At 64.3% G+C, this 18,031-nt stretch carries 19 protein-coding genes; 9 read left to right on the top strand and 10 right to left on the bottom strand.

Annotation, left to right across the window (positions count from 1 at the left end):
- Nucleotides 1–20: 20 nt before the first annotated feature.
- Complete coding sequence (locus FJ430_RS00890) at nt 21–2,300, top strand: NADP-dependent malic enzyme (protein ID WP_140702518.1); 2,280 nt, start codon at nt 21–23, stop codon at nt 2,298–2,300.
- A gap of 83 nt (nt 2,301–2,383) precedes the next feature.
- Here the strand turns inward: FJ430_RS00890 and FJ430_RS00885 are convergent, their stop codons facing one another.
- From FJ430_RS00885 to FJ430_RS00875, 3 genes are all read right to left on the bottom strand, one after another.
- Nucleotides 2,384–3,502: a porin gene (locus tag FJ430_RS00885; protein ID WP_140702520.1), complete on the bottom strand. Its 1,119-nt coding sequence runs from the start codon at nt 3,500–3,502 to the stop codon at nt 2,384–2,386.
- A 361-nt stretch (nt 3,503–3,863) separates the two neighbouring features.
- On the bottom strand, nt 3,864–4,574 hold the full coding sequence (locus FJ430_RS00880) for an antitoxin Xre/MbcA/ParS toxin-binding domain-containing protein (RefSeq protein ID WP_140702522.1): 711 nt from the start codon (nt 4,572–4,574) through the stop codon (nt 3,864–3,866).
- A 412-nt stretch (nt 4,575–4,986) separates the two neighbouring features.
- Complete coding sequence (locus FJ430_RS00875; protein WP_140702524.1) at nt 4,987–5,979, bottom strand: adenosine kinase; 993 nt, start codon at nt 5,977–5,979, stop codon at nt 4,987–4,989.
- Nucleotides 5,980–6,256: 277 nt separating this feature from the next.
- On the opposite strand from FJ430_RS00875, the gene FJ430_RS00870 reads away from it, so the two are divergent.
- A complete protein-coding gene (locus FJ430_RS00870; RefSeq protein ID WP_140702526.1) occupies nt 6,257–7,159 on the top strand; it encodes a DMT family transporter in 903 nt (300 codons plus the stop codon).
- Between the two features lie 155 nt (nt 7,160–7,314).
- On the top strand, nt 7,315–8,010 hold the full coding sequence (locus tag FJ430_RS00865; protein ID WP_140702528.1) for a sulfate transporter family protein: 696 nt from the start codon (nt 7,315–7,317) through the stop codon (nt 8,008–8,010).
- On the opposite strand, the gene FJ430_RS00860 is transcribed toward FJ430_RS00865, so the two are convergent.
- From FJ430_RS00860 to FJ430_RS00840, 5 genes are all read right to left on the bottom strand, one after another.
- Nucleotides 8,007–8,816 carry an isocitrate lyase/PEP mutase family protein gene (locus FJ430_RS00860; RefSeq protein WP_140647329.1) on the bottom strand — a complete coding sequence of 270 codons (810 nt, stop codon included), beginning with the start codon at nt 8,814–8,816 and terminating at the stop codon, nt 8,007–8,009. The genes FJ430_RS00865 and FJ430_RS00860 overlap by 4 nt on opposite strands.
- A 74-nt stretch (nt 8,817–8,890) precedes the next feature.
- Nucleotides 8,891–9,745 (bottom strand): hypothetical protein, encoded by an 855-nt coding sequence (locus tag FJ430_RS00855; RefSeq protein ID WP_140702530.1) that lies wholly within the window; start codon nt 9,743–9,745, stop codon nt 8,891–8,893.
- Between the two features lie 64 nt (nt 9,746–9,809).
- A complete protein-coding gene (locus FJ430_RS00850; protein WP_140702532.1) occupies nt 9,810–10,469 on the bottom strand; it encodes an HAD family hydrolase in 660 nt (219 codons plus the stop codon).
- Nucleotides 10,470–10,955, bottom strand: a complete 486-nt coding sequence (dut, locus tag FJ430_RS00845) for a dUTP diphosphatase (protein WP_140702534.1) — start codon at nt 10,953–10,955, stop codon at nt 10,470–10,472.
- 91 nt (nt 10,956–11,046) lie between these two features.
- Complete coding sequence (locus tag FJ430_RS00840) at nt 11,047–11,517, bottom strand: Lrp/AsnC family transcriptional regulator (protein WP_140647325.1); 471 nt, start codon at nt 11,515–11,517, stop codon at nt 11,047–11,049.
- 116 nt (nt 11,518–11,633) lie between these two features.
- On the opposite strand from FJ430_RS00840, the gene FJ430_RS00835 reads away from it, so the two are divergent.
- From FJ430_RS00835 to FJ430_RS00825, 3 genes are all read left to right on the top strand, one after another.
- Nucleotides 11,634–11,888 (top strand): DUF6356 family protein, encoded by a 255-nt coding sequence (locus FJ430_RS00835; protein ID WP_140702536.1) that lies wholly within the window; start codon nt 11,634–11,636, stop codon nt 11,886–11,888.
- 16 nt (nt 11,889–11,904) lie between these two features.
- On the top strand, nt 11,905–12,705 hold the full coding sequence (locus tag FJ430_RS00830; RefSeq protein WP_140702538.1) for a class II glutamine amidotransferase: 801 nt from the start codon (nt 11,905–11,907) through the stop codon (nt 12,703–12,705).
- A gap of 153 nt (nt 12,706–12,858) precedes the next feature.
- Nucleotides 12,859–13,659, top strand: coding sequence for a class II glutamine amidotransferase (locus FJ430_RS00825; protein WP_140647322.1), 801 nt, complete (start codon nt 12,859–12,861; stop codon nt 13,657–13,659).
- Between the two features lie 43 nt (nt 13,660–13,702).
- Here the strand turns inward: FJ430_RS00825 and FJ430_RS00820 are convergent, their stop codons facing one another.
- Nucleotides 13,703–14,776, bottom strand: coding sequence for an NAD(P)/FAD-dependent oxidoreductase (locus FJ430_RS00820; protein WP_140702540.1), 1,074 nt, complete (start codon nt 14,774–14,776; stop codon nt 13,703–13,705).
- 65 nt (nt 14,777–14,841) lie between these two features.
- Nucleotides 14,842–16,521 carry a hypothetical protein gene (locus tag FJ430_RS00815; protein ID WP_413467819.1) on the bottom strand — a complete coding sequence of 560 codons (1,680 nt, stop codon included), beginning with the start codon at nt 16,519–16,521 and terminating at the stop codon, nt 14,842–14,844.
- A gap of 338 nt (nt 16,522–16,859) precedes the next feature.
- Between FJ430_RS00815 and FJ430_RS00810 the strand changes: the two genes are divergently transcribed.
- The 3 genes from FJ430_RS00810 to FJ430_RS00800 all read left to right on the top strand — a co-directional run bounded on the left by FJ430_RS00810 (nt 16,860) and on the right by FJ430_RS00800 (nt 17,975).
- Nucleotides 16,860–17,141, top strand: coding sequence for a DUF4242 domain-containing protein (locus tag FJ430_RS00810; RefSeq protein WP_140650260.1), 282 nt, complete (start codon nt 16,860–16,862; stop codon nt 17,139–17,141).
- Between the two features lie 16 nt (nt 17,142–17,157).
- Nucleotides 17,158–17,673 (top strand): hypothetical protein, encoded by a 516-nt coding sequence (locus FJ430_RS00805; protein WP_140702544.1) that lies wholly within the window; start codon nt 17,158–17,160, stop codon nt 17,671–17,673.
- A 77-nt stretch (nt 17,674–17,750) separates the two neighbouring features.
- On the top strand, nt 17,751–17,975 hold the full coding sequence (locus tag FJ430_RS00800; RefSeq protein ID WP_140702546.1) for a DUF1127 domain-containing protein: 225 nt from the start codon (nt 17,751–17,753) through the stop codon (nt 17,973–17,975).
- Nucleotides 17,976–18,031 lie beyond the last annotated feature (56 nt).

The raw sequence follows: 18,031 nt of genomic DNA, 5'->3' as shown, positions 1-18,031 counted from the left end.
GCGAGGAAATCAAAAGCATCATGGCCAGGAAAACCGAAAGCAGCGGCCCCTCCGTCAGTCCAGAGGAGGCGCTGGAATTCCACGCCATGGGACGGCCCGGCAAGCTGGAGATCGTCGCCACCAAGCCGATGGCCACGCAACGCGATCTGAGCCTCGCCTATTCGCCTGGCGTCGCCGTTCCCGTGCGCGCCATCGCCGAGGATCCGAGCCGCGCCTTCGATTATACGACGCGCGGCAATATGGTCGCCGTCATCTCGAACGGCACCGCCATTCTCGGTCTCGGCAATCTCGGCGCGCTGGCCTCGAAGCCGGTCATGGAAGGCAAAGCGGTGCTGTTCAAGCGTTTCGCCGATGTCGATTCCATCGACCTTGAAGTGGCGACCGAGGATGCCGACGAGTTCATAAACTGCGTGCGCTTCCTCGGCCCCTCTTTCGGCGGCATCAATCTCGAGGACATCAAGGCGCCGGAATGCTTCATCATCGAGCAGCGGCTGCGCGAGCTGATGGACATCCCTGTCTTCCATGACGACCAGCACGGAACGGCCATCATCTCGGCCGCCGGGCTGATCAACGCGCTGGAGATCACCGGCCGCGACATGAAGACCACGAAGATGGTCTGCAATGGCGCGGGCGCCGCCGGCATCGCCTGCATCGAACTTATGAAGGCGATGGGTTTTGCGCCGGGAAACATCATCCTGTGCGACACCAAGGGCGTGGTCTTCCAGGGCCGCACCGAAGGCATGAACCAGTGGAAGTCGGCGCATGCGGTCAAGACCGGGGCGCGCAGCCTGGCCGAGGCGCTGGACGGCGCCGACGTCTTCCTCGGCCTGTCCGCCAAGGGCGCGCTCACCACCGCCATGGTGCAGTCGATGGCCAAGAACCCGATCATCTTCGCCATGGCCAATCCCGATCCGGAGATCACGCCGGAGGAAGTGGCCGAGATCCGCACCGACGCCATCATGGCAACGGGCCGCTCGGACTATCCGAACCAGGTCAACAATGTGCTGGGCTTTCCCTATATCTTCCGGGGAGCGCTCGATGTGCGCGCCACCACCATCAACGACGAGATGAAGATCGCCGCGGCCCGGGCGTTGGCCGAACTGGCGCGCCAGGACGTGCCGGATGATGTCGCCGCCGCCTATCAGGGCAACCGTCCGAAATTCGGCCCCAACTACATCATCCCGGTGCCGTTCGATCCGCGCCTGATCTCGGCGATCCCGCTGGCGGTGGCGAAGGCGGCGATGGAATCCGGCGTCGCCCGCAAGCCGATCCTCGATCTCGACCGCTACGCGCAGGAACTGTCCGCCCGCCGCGATCCTATCGCCTCGACCTTGCAGCGCATCTACGACCGCGTGCGCCGCCAGCCCAAGCGCATCGTCTTCGCCGAGGGCGAGGAGGAGCAGGTGATGCGCGCCGCCGTCTCCTATGTGAACCAGAGGCTCGGCACGGCGATCCTGCTCGGCCGCGACGACGTCATCAAGGACAATGCCCGCAATGCCGGCATCGACCTGAACAAGCCGGGCCTGGAGATCATCAACGCCAGGCTGTCGCGCCGCAACGGCATCTACACCGACTATCTCTACGAGCGCATGCAGCGGAAGGGTTTCCTGTTTCGCGACTGCCAGCGCCTGATCAACAACGACCGCAACCATTTCGCCGCCTGCATGGTGGCGCTGGGCGATGCCGACGGCATCGTCACCGGCGTCACCCGCAACTATTCGACCGCGCTCGACGACGTGCGCCGCATCATCGACGCCAAGCCCGGCCACCGCGTCATCGGCGTGTCGATCGTGCTGGCGCGGGGCAGGACGGTGCTGGTCGCCGACACCGCCGTGCACGACATGCCGAACGCCGAACAGATCGCCGACATCGCCGAGGAGGCGGCCGGCTTCGCCCGCCGCATGGGCTACGAGCCGAGGCTCGCCATGCTTGCCTATTCCACCTTCGGCCATCCGCAGGGCGAACGTTCCGAGCGCGTGCAGGAGGCGGTGCGCATCCTCGACAAGCGCCGCGTCGATTTCGAATATGACGGCGAGATGGCAGCGGACGTGGCGCTGAACCCGCGCGCCATGGCGCAATATCCGTTCATCCGGCTGACCGGCCCGGCCAATGTGCTGATCATGCCGGCATTCCACTCGGCCTCGATCTCGACCAAGATGCTGCAGGAACTCGGCGGCTCGACCGTCATCGGCCCGCTGCTGGTCGGCCTAAACAAGCCGGTACAGATCGTCTCGCTCAACGCCAAGGACTCGGACATCGTGAACATGGCGGCGATCGCCGCCTATACGGCGGGGAACTGACGAGACCGTTTCATTGCTTGAGTCAAAACAAAAAAGGCCCGCGGCGATGCCGCGGGCCTTTACTTTGCGATCTTTGCGTTCGATCAGAAGTTGCGCTGGAAACGGACGATACCGCCCCAACTGTTTTCCTTGTCGGCCTTGGTGAAGTTGAAGTCGTCGGCCTGGCCGAACTTGCCGTCATGGTAGTAGTCGACTTCGGTCGTGACCGTGAAGCCCGGAACGAGCGTGTAGGCTACGTTTGCCGCGACGGCGAAGTTCTTGGCGTCGTCGGCCGAGACCTGGAGGTTGAAGGCGGTCTTCGGATCGAACTTGTACGTGCCGCCGCCCCAGACGGCCCAGTTGCCGCCCCAGGGCTTGTAGAAGCCGCGGCCTTTGGCATGGTCGATGAAGTTGTCGTCGGTGCCGTAGCCGCCCATGACGAACAGCGACAGTTCCTTGGTGACGTTGACGTCCAGGCGAACCTTGCCGGCCACTTCCTCGTAGTTGCTGTCATAGGCGACGACGCCGGTGATCGCGCCCCAGTCGCCCTTGTACTTCAGGCCGCCGACGACATGTGGGACATAGCTGTCGATCGTGCCGGCGATGAGCACGGTGCTGCCGCTGGTGACGTCCGCACCTTCTTCGAGCGAGACCACGCCCGAGAAGCCGCTGCCGGCGTCGAAATAGTAGCTGACGACGTTGGTGACCTTGATGCCGTACGGGATGATCGTGTCCTGCACCACGTTGCCGGCATAGCCGATGAACTGGTCGTAAGGCGTCTCATCCACACCGACGCGCAGGCCGCCGAGCTGGACCCAGCCGAATTCCAGGTTCACCGCCGACGCACCGTTCTTGAAGTTGAAGCGGGTCTCGGTATAGGTCTTCAACGTGCCGAGCTCGGTCTCCTGGCCGGTCCAGGTCCTCAGCGCGAAACGGGCATTCTTATTCCAGCTGTTCTGCGAATCGCGGTCTATGACGTCGGTCGTCTTGCGGCCGTCGAGGGTGCCGGGATCGCCGAAGCCGGCGTCATAGCGGATGTAGCCGCCGACGCGCAGGCAGGTCTCGGTGCCGGGGATGTAGAAGTAGCCGGCGCCATAGACGTCGCAGATCTTGACGTATTCGGCCGGTTCCGGCTCGGCGACGGTCACCGCGTCGGCGGCGCGCGCGCCCGAAACTGCGATCAGTGCCGCAGCGGAGCCGAGAAGAAGGCTCTTGATGTTCATTTTCTTGAATCTCCAGTCAAAGGTTCAAGACAGGCCTGACATGCCGTTCGGCTTTTGCCACCCCCGTCCCCATCGTTGAAAAAGTCGCGCACCGGCGCCGCTTCTTCGCCTTGGACATGGCTTAATCGGCCGTCATGTACAACAGAGATTGTGTCTGAAAGGCGGCTTTTTGAATCTTATGAAGGTCTTGTTGCCCAAATATCACGTCATATATTTGTAAAAATGGAACATATTGCACAATCTATACAATCGAAACGCGAAGAAGGACGCGGAAACGTGCCAAATGTGCCAATATTACAGTTTTGTGACGAAAGATTTGCCGGCTAAAAGGAGCAGGCGAACGCGGAAAAAAGACTCCGGGTCAGGACAGTCCGCGGGCTGCGCGTACCACGTCCTCGACCATGTCATCCCTCAACATCTCGATGGGAACGCGGCCATCCAACTCCGGCGACGGCCGGCTCAGCCAAAACCAGGCAAGCCTCGGATTGGCGATCGCCGAAAGCACCTCGCTGATCCCCGGGACCGGCCTGCCGTCGACGAACTGGGCCAAGGGGAAGACATGTTTGCGGCCGCCCTTGCGCAAGGCAACGACCTCACCGCGTCTTTGCCAGCGATGCAGCGTGGAGCGCGGGATACGGAGCCTCTCTTCCAGATAGGTCGAGCCGGCGACCTCGCCGGCCCAATCCTCGATCAGCATGGATTGCAGGTCCGCGGCTCGCTTGGCGATCGGCTGGGCCGTCGGCCTCCCTGTCTCCGACTTCGGCGGCGAGCGCTCGAAGGCGCGGTCGGATATGGCCGCGCCGTCGCTCGTTGCCTTCTCCGTCATCACACGAAGAAAGTCGGACGCAAGGTCGGTCCACTCGCCCTTGAAGGAGCCGATGGCAAGGCGCTGCGCCGGCGGCAGGAAGGGGAGGGCGGCAGCCACATGGCCGGCGATCTTGCTTGCCGAAGTCAGCGCCTCGGCGTCCAGCATGACGCCATGCTGCATCAGCGCCTGTCGCACGGCTTCGGCCATAAGGCCTGCCAATGCCTCTTGTGAAATCCCGTCGGACGGGTTCTGGAATCTGGTCATGAATCTATCTTGCGGCCCGCGCTCCTCCCCAGGCGCCGGCGGTTGCTGAAAATCTATCGCGGAAAATAAAATATGCGACGGCAACGGGCCTCGCGGCCCGGCAACTTGCTGGTTTGCATTTTCACACCCCTGGTTTGGCGTGCCGAAATGTCAGTCGCGGAACGCCTATTTTGCATCTTAGAAGTCCAACGTGACAGGTCCGCGACAGGCGGCCCTGTTTGGAGGCAGCCGGCGATGACGCAACGGCATCTCTTCCCACGCAATTGCGGGACCGAAAGCCGCCACTGCTTTGTCAGGGTGTTCACAAGCGGATCATCGTTTCGCGGGAGCGATGATCTGCTCCATCTGTTTGTTTCGGCACGATTTTCGACGGAAGGCTACAGCGAACACACCAAGCCCATCCGTAGGCCGATTAGAGAAGCCCGGCTTGCTCGGCCTCGCGGCGCAGGTTCTGGCGCGGGCGCGGGCCGATCTGCTGGATCACCAGCCCGGCCGCCAGCGAGCCGAGGTCGCCGCAATCCTTGAGGCTGCGCCCGGTCGTGTAGCCGTAGAGGAAGCCAGCGGCGTAGAGATCGCCGGCGCCGGTCGTGTCGACCAGTTCCTTGATCTTCGTCGCCTGGATGATGACGGTCTCGTCGCCGCGCACGATGACCGAGCCTTTCTCGGAACGGGTGACGGCGGCTATTCTGCAATCCTTGCGGATGGCGGCGAGCGCCTCCTCGAAGGAGGCGGTCTGGTAGAGCGACTTGATCTCGTGGCTGTTGGCAAAGACGATGTCGACGGTGCCCGAACGCATCAGCTCGAGGAATTCGTCGCGGTAGCGGTCGACGCAGAAGGAATCCGACAATGTCATCGACACTTCGCGGCCGGCCGCATGCGCCAGCTTCGCCGTCTGGCGGATAGCCTCCTTGGCGCGCGGCGGATCCCACAGATAGCCTTCGAAATAGGTCACCTTGGAGCCGGAGGCCTTGTCGGCCTCGACATCCTCGGGGCCAAGTTCGACGCACGCGCCGAGATAGGTGTTCATCGAACGCTCGCCGTCGGGCGTGACGAAGATCATCGAGCGCGCCGTCGGCGGTTCGCCCTTGAGCGGCCCGGTATCGAAGGCCACGCCCTGGGCATGGATGTCGTGCGTGTAGATTTCGCCCAGTGCGTCGTTCGACACCTTGCCGAAGAAGGCTGCCCGTCCGCCGAGGCTGGCGACGCCAGCCGCCGTGTTGCCGGCGCTACCGCCGGAAGCTTCGATCGCTGGTCCCATGCGGCTGTAAAGCAATTCGGCGCGCCTGGCGTCGATGAGGTTCATCGCGCCCTTGATGATGCCGTTGGTCTCGAGAAAAGCCTCGTCGCATTGCGCGATGATGTCGACAATGGCATTGCCGATGCAAAGCACGTCATATTCCGGCATCAAAATCTCCGCCAAGGACTACCCGGCTATCTGGCATGCCGGCCGGGCGCGGGTCTAGCGAGTTGGCGCTGCTTTGCCTACCCTGAAAATCGCCATTGCCTTCCGTGACGCCGCCCTCGGCGCCGATTGTTCGCCGGCTGCGGCAGCGTTCGTATCGAACTGGCCCACAACAGTCACGACCCTGACAGCTATGGTTTCACCGCGATCTAAACATTTCCGCGGCGTCGCGGGCTAGAAGCGGATCGTCCGGCGACAGGCTGAAGGGCGCGAACCACGAATGTCCGAAAAGACCGAAATGTCCACCGACCTGGCGCTGCTCGGCGTCCTGGCGGTGCTGTGGGGCGCTTCGTATACTTTCATCAAGATCGGCGTCGAGACGATCCCGCCCGTGACCTTCATCGCCGCCCGGACGCTGATCGCCGGGGCTATTCTCTTCACCATCATCCGCTGGCGGGGCCTCGCCATGCCCGCCGACGCGCCGACATGGCGCCGGTTCGCCTTCCAGGCCTGCCTCAACAGCGTCGTGCCGTTCACGCTGATCGCCGCCGCCGAGCGCTCGGTCGATGCCGGCCTTGCCACCATCCTCAATTCGACGTCGCCGATCTTCACCTTCCTGCTGACGGCATTGGTCACGCGCCATGAGCCCGTCACGGCGCGCAAGCTGGTCGGTGTCGGCGCCGGCATCGTCGGCATCTGTCTCATCATCGGCACGGAGGCGCTTGGCGGACTTGGCCATGACCTGTGGGCACAGCTTGCAATCGTCATTGCGACGATCTCCTATGCCGGGGCGGCGATTTTCGGCCGCGGCTTCAAGGGCCTCGATCCGATAATACCCGCCGCGGGTTCGATGCTTTGCGGCGCCGTGATGCTCGTGCCGCTCAGCCTGATCGTCGACCGGCCCTGGACGCTCGCGCCTTCGGCCGCGTCGATCCTGGCCCTGCTTGGACTGTCGGTCTTTTCAACGGCGCTGGCCTTCGTCATCTATTTCCGGCTGATCCACACGCTGGGCTCGGTCGGCACCACCTCCCAGGCCTATCTGCGCGTGCCGATCGGCGTCGGCATCGGCGCCATCGTCCTCGGCGAAAGCCTCGGGCCAGCGGCCTGGGTCGGCATGGCCTTCGTCGTTGCAGGCGTCGCGGCAATGACGATTCCGGCCAGGCAGGCCAGGCTCGCGCGATAATGCATGTCGCCCAAAAGTGTGAAGCGGTTTTGGGCCAAGCGACATGCTTCGAGACAAAAACCCAAAGCGCGTCGACGCGACGCGCTTTGGTTGCGCCAGGGATCGAGCCGGCCTATCTGCGAAACGTCGTTTCTCGATGAGGGCCTGGACCTGCCGTGATCCTAGACGCCGCCCGCGCCGCCGCCAGCCGGCTGTTCTCGCCTGAATTCCGCTCCGTCTTCCTGAAGACGCTGGGGCTGACGCTGCTCGCTTTGGTGGCGCTCTGGCTCGGCCTCGAGAGCCTGCTCGAATGGCTGGCCTGGTCCTGGCTGCAAGCGCTGCTGCCAGGTCTGCCGTCCTGGGCTGGATGGCTGGGCGGCATCATCGCCAGCATCGTTCTGGCTGTGGGCTTGGCCTTGCTCGTCGCGCCGGTCACGGCGATCGTCGCCGGCCTCTTCCTCGACGATGTCGCCGAAGTGGTCGAGCGTACCGACTATCCCAACGATCCGCCCGGCAGGCCCGTGCCCGCGCTGCATTCGCTCGTGCTGGCGATCAAATTCTTCGGCGTGGTGGTCCTCGGCAACATCGTCGCGCTGCTCTTGCTTCTGGTGCCGGGCATCAACATTGCCGCCTTCTTCATCGTCAACGGCTATCTGCTCGGCCGGGAATTCTTCGAGTTTGCCGCCATGCGTTTTCGTCCCGAACCCGAGGCCAAGGCGCTGCGCCGCAAATATGCCGGCACTGTGTTCCTCGCCGGACTGGTCATCGCCCTGTTCCTGGCGGTGCCGCTGCTCAACCTTCTGACGCCGCTTTTCGCGGCCGCCATGATGGTGCATCTGCACAAGACGGTTTCGGCGCGGGAGCCGGTCTAGCCCTGCTCCTTGCCCTCCCGGAACAGCGCCTGCAGCTTGCCAAACGGCATCGCCGCCCGGGTGAAGCCGAAGGTGCCATCCTGCTGGATCTCGCGGGCCGCCGTCTCCAGCATGCCATAGGCGAAATTGGTCAGCCATGGTCCGAGCGAGATGCGCTTGACGCCGCCCATGGCAAGGTCGGCGATGGTGAAGCCTGGCCGGGCCATCACATTGACCGGCCGGCTCACCGACGAGCAGATCGTGCGCACCATCCCGACGTCGCTAATGCCCGGCGCGTAGAGCACGTCGGCGCCGGCTTTCTCGAAAGCCTGCAGCCGCTTGATGGTATCGTCGAGATCGCTCTTGCCCCACAGGAAATTCTCGGCCCGCGCGGTGAAGACGAAATCGTGCTTGAGCGCGCGGGCAGCCTCGACGGCCGCCGCGACGCGTTCGGTCGCCAGCGCGAAATCGTAGATCGGATTGGCGGCGTCGCCGGTGTGGTCCTCGATCGAGCAGCCGGCGAGGCCCGCGGCTTCGGCCGCGAAGATGGTTTCGGCCGCCTGCTCGGGGCTGTCGCCCTTGCCGCGCTCCAGATCGGCCGAAACCGGCAGGTCTGTCGCCGCAGTCACCTCGCGGCAATGGTGGATCATGGCGTCGAACGTCACGGCGCCGTCCGGCAGGCCGCGCGAGAAGGCAAAGCCGGCGCTGGTCGTCGCCAGCGCCTTGAAACCGAACGAAGCGAGAAGCTTGGTCGTGCCGATATCCCAGGGGTTGGGTATGACGAAGGTGGAGGCATGCAGATCGCGAAAAATCTTGCCCTTGTCCATGGCGGGTCCTCGATTGGGGGTCGTACGCGGAATTTATCGCGGTCGCTCGAACCGGGCAAACGAATGCGTCTGGCTCAGAAGCGCTCGGCGTTTTCTGCTGACAATTTCTCGAAGGCGCCAGAATCCTTGATGTAGCGCGACGCCTTGGCATCCCAGCGATAAGTGACGGAAATATCGTGCGAGACGGCCTTGGGCGCGGGTTCCTCGCAGCTTTCGCCGCTCGGCTTGGTGGCGTCGGTCACCGTCACCTTGATCGCCGAATAGGGTTTGTCGCCAGCATGCGTCTGGAAGGACAGGTCCTGCGTGCGCTTATAGGCGCAGACATTTTCGTCGAATGTGTTGATCTGGTCGATAGGCTCGAAGCGGCCGTCGCGGACCAGGATCAGGATCGTGCCGACATAGCCCTGGTTCGAATTGAAATGCGTGCTCATGGTTATGAGCGCGTCGTCATCCGGGCTGATCGCGAGCTTGCCCGGATCGCGAAAATAGGTGCTTTGGTCGGTTCCGACATTGACGGCGTCGAGCAGCTTCGGCTTGCCCGTGATGTCGTAAAGCGCCAGCGCGGCAAACCCTTCGGCGCTGTCCTGCGCCTGGCCGAGGTCGAAAAGCATCGCCAGCCGGTCCTTGCCGCCTGCCTTGACGGCGAGCACGGCGGCATTGGAAAGGCTGATGGTCTCGGGCGGCGAGCCGCCCTCGTCGCCGCCGAGGATGTCGCGCATCTCGATCGGCGCGCTGCCCTTGTAGAAACCGTCGTCGCCGGCCTTGAGATCGGGCACGATCATTTCGGCGAGGTCGAAATAGGTAACGTCCCGATGTCCGGGAACGGCGCTGCTCACCTCCGGAAAGCTGACGGCCTGGGCCGCCGCGGCCGTCCACAGGCACGGCAGCAGCAGGCATGCAAGCATGAAATGGCATAGTTTGGAAATCATGGACCGCGCCCCCTCGGATGCGCTCACGCTAGCACGGCGTTTTGCGGTGCGCAGCCGGGTGCGATCAGCGTATGGGCACGAGTCCGGCCAACTCCCGCATGTCGTCGAACAATATGCCGCCGGCCGCCGCCAGGCCGTCGCGATCGGAGAACGGATCGGCGTGGTAGGAGAACACCCGCATGCCGGCGGCGATGCCGGCCTGGGTACCGGCGACGCTGTCCTCGATGACGATGCTGTCGGCCGGCGCGAAGCCCATCGTCTTTGCGGCATGCAGGAAGAGGTCCGGGAACGGCTTGCCGCGCCCGACCATGGTCGAGGAGAACATGGCATGCTCGAACAGCGGCAAAAGCCCGGTCTGCCCAAGCGTGATGTGCATCTTGGAGACCCGCGCCGAGGAGGCGACGCAATAGGCGATGCCGGCTTTGCGCACCGTCTCGATGAAGTCGCGCACATAGGGGATCGCCTCGACGCCATGCGAGAAAAGGTCCGGCAGGCCGGCATTCCAGCGATCGACGAAGTCGGAGCCGAGCCTGACCTCGGTCGTCTCTTCGATCTCCTTCTGCACCGAGGCCATGCTGCGGCCGGAGAAGTTGTTGCGGCAATATTCGAATGTCGTCGTAAAACCGGCGGCGGTCAGCCATTCGGCAAGGCGCCTGTTGGCAAGGTTCTCGGTGTCGACCAAGACCCCGTCGCAGTCGAAAATAACGAGTTTAGGGATTGCCATTCAAGCGGTGCCGGTCGACCCGAAACCGCCAGCGCCCCGCGTCGTGCCGCCGGCCAGCGCGCGTTCCTCGACCGCAACCTGGGTCACGGCGGCGAAGACGATCTGGGCGATGCGCAGGCCGCGCGTCACTGAAAAATCCTCGTCGCCGAGATTGACCAGCAGCACCTTCACCTCACCGCGATAGTCGCTGTCGACGGTGCCGGGCGAGTTGAGCACGGTAAGGCCATGCTTGAAGGCAAGGCCGGAACGTGGCCGCACCTGGCCTTCCATGCCTTCGGGGATTTCCAGGATCAGGCCGGTCGGCACCAGGGCTCGCTTTCCAGGCAGGATGAGCAGCGGCCGGTCTTCCGGCACCGCCGCGCGCAAATCCATGCCGGCGGCGCCCGCGCTCTCATAGGCCGGCAGAGGCAAGCCTTCACCATGCGGAAGCCTGACGAAACCGACGGTGGGGCCGATGACGGAGGAAGAATGGACAGCCGTGCGCATGAGCACACTCCTATCGGCGCGAAAGCCGATTCGGTCAACTCTGACGTAGGGCCTATCAACGGCTTTCTTTCGCGTCCGGTTCCAGGGCCCGTCAGCGTAGTTCCACCGGCACCACGGTCGTCTCCTTGATCTCCTCCATGACGAAGGAGGCCGAGACGTCCGACAGCGCCACCTTGGCGATCAGCCGCTGGTAGAGACGGTCATAGGCTTTCACGTCGGCGACACGGGCGCGCACCACATAGTCGAGATCGCCCGACATGCGGTAGACGCCGGTTATCTCCGGAAAGCCGGTCACCGCCGCACGGAATTTCTGCAGCCAGTCCGGATCGTGGTTGGAAGTGCGGATCAGGATGAACACAGACAGGCCGAGGCCTAGCTTGTCGGCATCGACCAGCGCGACGCGACCGGTGATGACGCCATCTTCCTCCAGGCGCTTGACGCGCCGCCAGCAGGCATTGCGCGACAGCGCCACCCGCTCCGACAGCTGATCGACCGACAGCGTGCCGTCGCGTTGCAGCTCGGCCAGCAATCTTCGATCGATCTCATCAATTTCCACCGACATGTTGGGATGAATGTCCCATGAAGCCGGCAAAAGCAAGGACAATTTGGGACCGATGAACCAAACCCATGTGGCACGATACTCAGCATTCGGGGCTCATCCCGGCAGGAGGGATCACCATGACGACCAGGCTTGCGGCGCTCTTCACCTCTCACCCGGAGAAGGTCGGCGAGACCTATTTCGGCCACATGGCCTTCGCCGCCTGGTTCTGTTCGCGGCTGTCGATGGCGGCGGGCGCCGCGCTCGTTCACGCTTTCTTGCCATTTCTGTTCGAAACTACGGCGAGCCGAATCGTTCGCGAGCTCTATGAGCGCACGCACAACAGAGGCTCGCATGCGGTCAAGGAGCCGGCGGCTCTGATGGATCGCGCCTGATAGATGGTGGAAAGCGATGTGCCGGTGGGCGGCCTATCTTGGTGAAGCGGTCTTCCTCGAAGACATCATCACCGCGCCCTGCCACTCGTTGATTGCCCAGAGCCACTGCGCCCAGGAAGCCAAGTCGCCGACCAATGGCGACGGCTTCGGACTCGCCTGGTATGGCGACCGGCCCGAGCCCGGCCTTTATCGCGACATCCTGCCGGCCTGGTCCGACCCCAATCTGAAGAGCCTGTGCCGGCAGATAAAATCCGGCCTGTTTCTAGCCCATGTCCGCGCCTCGACCGGCGGCGCCACCAGCCGCATGAACTGCCACCCCTTCATCTCCGGCCGCTGGTCGTTCATGCATAACGGCCAGATCGGCGGCTTCGAAAAGATCCGCCGCGCGCTGGAAAATTCGCTTTCCGACGCGGTCTTCGACCAGCGCGAGGGCACAACCGATTCCGAGCTCTTTTTCCTGCTGATGATCGATGAAGGATTGTCCGGCGATCCGCAGGGCGCGGTCTCGCGGGCGACCAGCCGCGTGCTCGATACGTCGCGCCGGGCCGGCATCGAGCCATCCCTGAAACTGACGGCGGCCTTTTCCGATGGCCAGGCGCTGTACGCGGTTCGCTATGCCACCGACGACCATGCGCCGACGCTCTATACCGGCGCCTTCGCCAAGCGCGACGGCCATTGCATCGTCTCGGAGCCTTTCGACCGCGACGGTGGCGAGTGGCAGGCGATACCCCCGGCGAGCTTCGTCACCATGACGAGGGACGGTACCGGGATCCGCCCGTTTGCGCCGGCGGCGAATAAGCTGGCGCTGGTCGGCTGACGCAAATCCCAGGCTGCCGCGTTCAGGCAGAGATCAGCAAAACGTAAGCACGGCGTAAGGACGCCAAAGCTCCCTCCTGTCATCTGTGGCGCCCGACGAGCCGCGAATTCATTCGCACGCTCAAAAACGCATCGATAAGAGGATCACAGGACAATGTGCCGGTGGGCAGCCTATCTCGGCGACGCGATCTTCCTGGAAGACGTCATCGCCGCACCCTCCCATTCCCTGATCGCTCAGAGCCGCCAGGCGCGGGAGGCGAAATCGCCGACCAATGCCGACGGCTTCGGCGTGGCCTGGTATGGCGATCGGCCGGAACCCGGCCTTTACCGCGATGTCCTGCCGGCCTGGTCCGATACCAATCTCAGCAGTCTCGGACGCCAGATAAAATCCGGCCTGTTCCTGGCCCATGTGCGCGCCTCGACGGGCGGCGGCACCGGCCGCGCGAACTGCCACCCCTTCGTCTCGGGCCACTGGTCGTTCATGCACAACGGCCAGATCGGCGGCTTTGAGCGGGTCCGTCGGGTGCTGGAGAATTCGCTCTCGGATGCGCTGTTCGACCAGCTCGAAGGGACCACGGATTCCGAACTCTTTTTCCGCGTGATGCTCGACGAAGGCCTCGCGCAGGATCCGCAAGGCGCGGTGTCCCGCGCCACCAGCCGCGTGCTCGAGGCTGCGCGCCGCGCCGGCATCGAGCCGGTCCTCAAACTGACCGCCGCCTTCAGTGACGGAAGGGCGCTTCACGCCGTTCGCTACGCCACCGACGGCCAGGCTCCGACGCTCTACACCGCCGCCTTCGCCAAGGGCGTTGGTCGTTGCATCGCCTCGGAACCGTTCGATCGCGATGGCCGGACCTGGCACGAGATTCCGCAATCGAGCTTCGTGACGATGACCCGCGACCGCACCAGCATCCGGCCGTTCGCGCCAGCTGCCGCCGCGCTGGCGCTGGCAAGCTGAGGTCTCGGCATACTCTCTGCCGGCGGCTTCCGCCGCCAGCCGGCTACTGATCGAAGCGCGACAGAGCGTAAGGCGCGAGCAACGCATCGCGCTCGTCGTCGAGGATTTCGCGGGCAGCGAACAGCCCCACGGCCGGCGCCAGCGTGATGCCGGAATGGGTGACGGCGATGTAGAGGCCGCCGACACCGTCGGCGCGGCTGACGATCGGGAAACCATCGGCCGGCGTCGGACGGTAGCCGATCGTGTGGAAGTCGAGTTCCAGCCCGTCGGCGCCGCGCAGCATCGCTTTCATCGCCTCGAAAAGCGCGCGCGCGTCGGCCTGCGGGTTCTCGCCCGGCTCGCCGCCGCCGAAGTCAGAGCCGGCGACGATGCGTCCCTCGGCCGTCTGGCGCATATGCAGTTTCTCGGCCAGCACCAGCCCGTTGAGCAGCTTCTTGTAGGGGCGAGAATGCACGATCAGGCCGGGCGGGGTCCCGATCGGCAGCTTCACGCCCGCCGTCGAGGCGATCGCCGGAGCACCGGCGCCCGCTGCAATCACCACCTCGTCGGCGGCGATGCTCTCGCCCGATACGACGACGCCCGTGACCTTGCCGTTGGACAGCGCCAGCGCATCGACAGTCCCCGGGACGATCCGCGCGCCGCGCCGTTCGGCGTCCGCCAGCAGCACTTTTGTGGTCGCCACAGGCTCGGCCACGCCTTCCTCTGCGACGTAGAGCGCAAACGGCGGAAGCTCCGCCAGGTTGGGCTCGATGCGCGCCGCTTGTTCGCGCCCGACCCGCGCGATGCCATAGCCCCAGGACGAATGCTCGGCCGCGTACGTCTCGAGCTCGTCCGCGGGCAGGTCCCAGCACAGGCCGCCGCACCAGGTGAGCGGCAGACCGGACAGGTCGTTCGCCAGCCGTTTCCATTCGGCCATGGCGCGGATGCGCAGCCGAAAATAGGTTTCCGGATTGCCCCAGCTTGCATTGATCCAGGCAAAGGAATTCGGCGTGGCGACGCCGCCGGCGCCACTTGTCGAGACGACCGTAACGCGCGCGCCGGCTTTCGTCAGATGCCAGGCGATCGAGGCGCCGATGATACCGGCGCCGACGACGATGACTTGTTTTGCGCTGCTCATGCCGGACCTTTTGAGGAGAATTTCCCGTCATGCCACATGCCGGCTTGACCTCAAGTGGGAGGCGGCTAGGCACCGCCCACCGCTACCGCCTGCGCGCCGGCAATCAGGTCCTCCAGCTCTTCGCAGCGCCGCATGAGCCGGGAAGAGTCGACTTTCTTCGCGACCGCCAGCGCGGTGCCGAGCTCCAGCTCAGCGCCGGAACGATCGCCGATCTTGATGAGCAGCGCCGCGAGCGACAGCCTGGCGTCGGCGACATTGATCGGCGAGCCGATCTCGTTCCAGCGCCAGCATGCGATCTGCAGCTCCCGGGCAGCTTCGGCGAGGCGCTCTTCCTGCATGAAAAGCTCCGCCTTGGCTTCCGCGGTCAGCGCCTGGATGGAGGCCATCGGCCAGCGCTGCGGCTGGGTCTCCAATTCGGCGATTACCTCTCTCGCCCGCTCGCGCCGATTGATGCGCGCCGCCACTTTGGCCAGCGTGGCAAGGACCATGCCTCGCCGCTGCAACGTCGGCCAGCCATTGCCCACCAAGGACCGTTCGAGAGCGCTGAAAGCGGCCTCCGCCTGTCCTTGCTCGAGTTGCAGCAGCGCAAACCCGGGCTGCGGATCCCAGCCCGCGGCGTGCGACGCGCGGTAGGCGGTTTCGGCTTCCGTGAATTCTCCGGCCGCGAGGTGAATATCGCCCAGCACGCGCAAGGCATCGCCCATCGCCCAGGGCGCGTCGAGGGCGAGCTGGTCGAGCGCCGCGCGCACCAACGCCTCCGCCTCCTTCAGCGTGCCATGAACACCGAGCACTTCGGCGCGGTGCAGCCGGCACGAGCCCGAAAGGTCTTCCAGCCCATGTCCCCTGCACCAGTCCTCATAGCCAAGCGTCCATTGGTTGGCGCGTGACCAGTCGCCGAAATTCCGGCAGGCCCACAGGATGTTGCAGTAGAGGATGCCGCCGACAACCGGGTCGACGTCGCTGGACAGGCCGAGCGCCGCGGCAAAATCCTGATCCTCCTGCCCGGATTTGGTTTCGCCGAGGCAAAGCTTGAAGAAGCCGCGATAGATCAGGCCGAGGGACTCCACGACCGGGTCGTCGAGATGCCTGCCGACCGCGAAGGCTTGCTCGGCGAGCGCAAGCGCCTGCTCCGGCTCGGCTTCCGCGCCCATGATGCGAGCGCCCATCCAGCACCAGAGGCCGTGCTCCCTGCTGTCGTTGGCGGCATCGATCAATTGCGCGGCACGCTTGTGCCAGCCCTTGGCGACGGCAAGTTCGCCTCTCTCGAGATGGATTCTGGCCAGGGTTATTGCCGGCGAAGCCGCGCGCAGGCGCTCGCCGGCGACGCCAAAGGCCGTCACCGCGCGCGCCAGAAGCGGGATCGCTTCGGCCGGCCGCCCCATGCATTCCAGTGCCAGCGCCCATTCCTCGAGGTCGGGCGTGAGCAACTCGTCGGCGGCATCCGCTTTTGCGAAGGAAGCCGCGGCCTCATGCCATTTTCTGACTGCAACGGCCGCGCGTGCCGACAGGATTGATGAACCGGGGCTCGAAGGCCCGTTGCCCGCATCGGCCCGCGCCGGCCCGTTTTCCGAAGCGGTCGCCTGGTCGAGGCAAATCCGGTAGCCGAAGCGGGGCAGGTTGCGCAGTGACGTCTCCATGCCGCCCTGGCGAAGGATGCCGCGGGCAAGGCTCGCGACGCGCTGCAGCGAAGCCTCGGTCACCGTCACGCCGGGCCACAGCGTCTCAAGCAATTCGTCCTTGCTCATGGCACGGTCCTGGTGCCGCAGCAAAATGGCGATGAAATCGAAGACGAGGGGCTGCGCCTCGATCTCGTTTCCAGCGAGACGAAGGGCACGGGAGTCTTCATTGAGTTCGAAGTCGCCGAAGCAATAAATTCCCATCGGCAGCAATCCCTGTAACGGCAATAGGCAAAAGATCAGAAGAAGATAAGGGCGGCGTAAGGACTGTTGGCCGCCTGTTCCGTAATTCCCCGTCTGCCTGGCGGGCCAAACCGCAGTTTAGCGCAGCGGCCCCCGGCATGTCACCGGCACCGACCTAATCGGGTGCCCGGGGCATTTGAACCCCAGATCAAGGAGATTGCAAAATGCAGAAATACATCATCGAACGGGAGATTCCCAAGGTCGGCACCTTCGAGCGCCAGCAGCTTCGCGACGCCTCCAAGGCCTCAAACGCCGTTCTGGCCGAGCTCGGTCCGGACATCCAGTGGGTCGAATCCTTCGTGGCCGACGACAAGACCTTTTGCGTCTATCTCGCCAAGGACGAAGCGATCATCCAACGCCACGCCAAGATGAGCGGCTTCCCGGCGACGAAGATCACCGAAGTCAAGCGCCTGTTCGATCCGACGACGGCTTACGCCACCGCCTGACCGGGAGGGATCGATCGTGAAGCGCTTTGCGGAAATCGTCCTTGCGGCCGGCGCCTCGGCGCTGTTTTACAGCACTGCGGTCGCCCATGACATGCCCGATCCCGTGCTCAACCGGTCCCGGGAAATGGCGGCCAAGTATCTCGACATCAAGGTCGCCAAGGCGGACGGCTACCAGCAGCTGTTCGAATGCACGACGCATGACGAGCACGGCACGATGGGCGTCCATTTCATCCATCCCGCCCGCGCCGGCGACGGCAAGCTGGTGCTCGGCGAGCCGGACGTGCTGACCTACGAGCCGGAGGCCGATGGCTCGATGCAGCTCGTCGGCATGGAATACATCGTCTTCGAAAAGGACTGGAAGGGGAAAAGCGTGCCTGAATTCCTCGGCCGCACCCTGCAACGCAAGACGACGGTGGGCGTCCACCCCGTGGACCCCTACTACGAACTCCACGTCTGGCACTGGCGGCACAATCCGGCCGGCATGTTCGCCGACTGGAACCCGTATGTGAGCTGCGAGCACGACCGGTCCTGACCTTTTGTCGGCAAAAGGCCTTTGGGAGGGCCACCGGTGGCCCTCCCTTCACCGTTTTATCGAAAGGAGATACGATCATGACTATCCTTGTGCAGGAGCGTGCGGCCAGTCGCTCCGTGCTCCGGCGCCCCTTTGCCGTGGCCATCGATATCTGCCATGCCGGCGGAAGTTTCCTTGCGCGCATCATCCGCATCCGCAGGGATCGCGCCCTGCTGGACGAGTTGCCGGACTACCTGCTGCGCGACATCGGCATCGACCGCTCGGAAATCTCGTCGGTCACCTGGTTCGGCAAAGGCCGGTAGCGACGGTCCGTGGATTTGAAGGCCAACGTCTTTTTCCCGTGGCGCTTCCCGGGTCG

The organism is Mesorhizobium sp. B2-8-5, from assembly GCF_006440675.2.
In the GTDB taxonomy this organism is placed as follows: Bacteria; Pseudomonadota; Alphaproteobacteria; order Rhizobiales; family Rhizobiaceae; genus Mesorhizobium.
The sequence above is the reverse complement of the archived record's forward strand: the minus strand, read 5'-3'. Positions and strand labels throughout refer to the sequence as shown.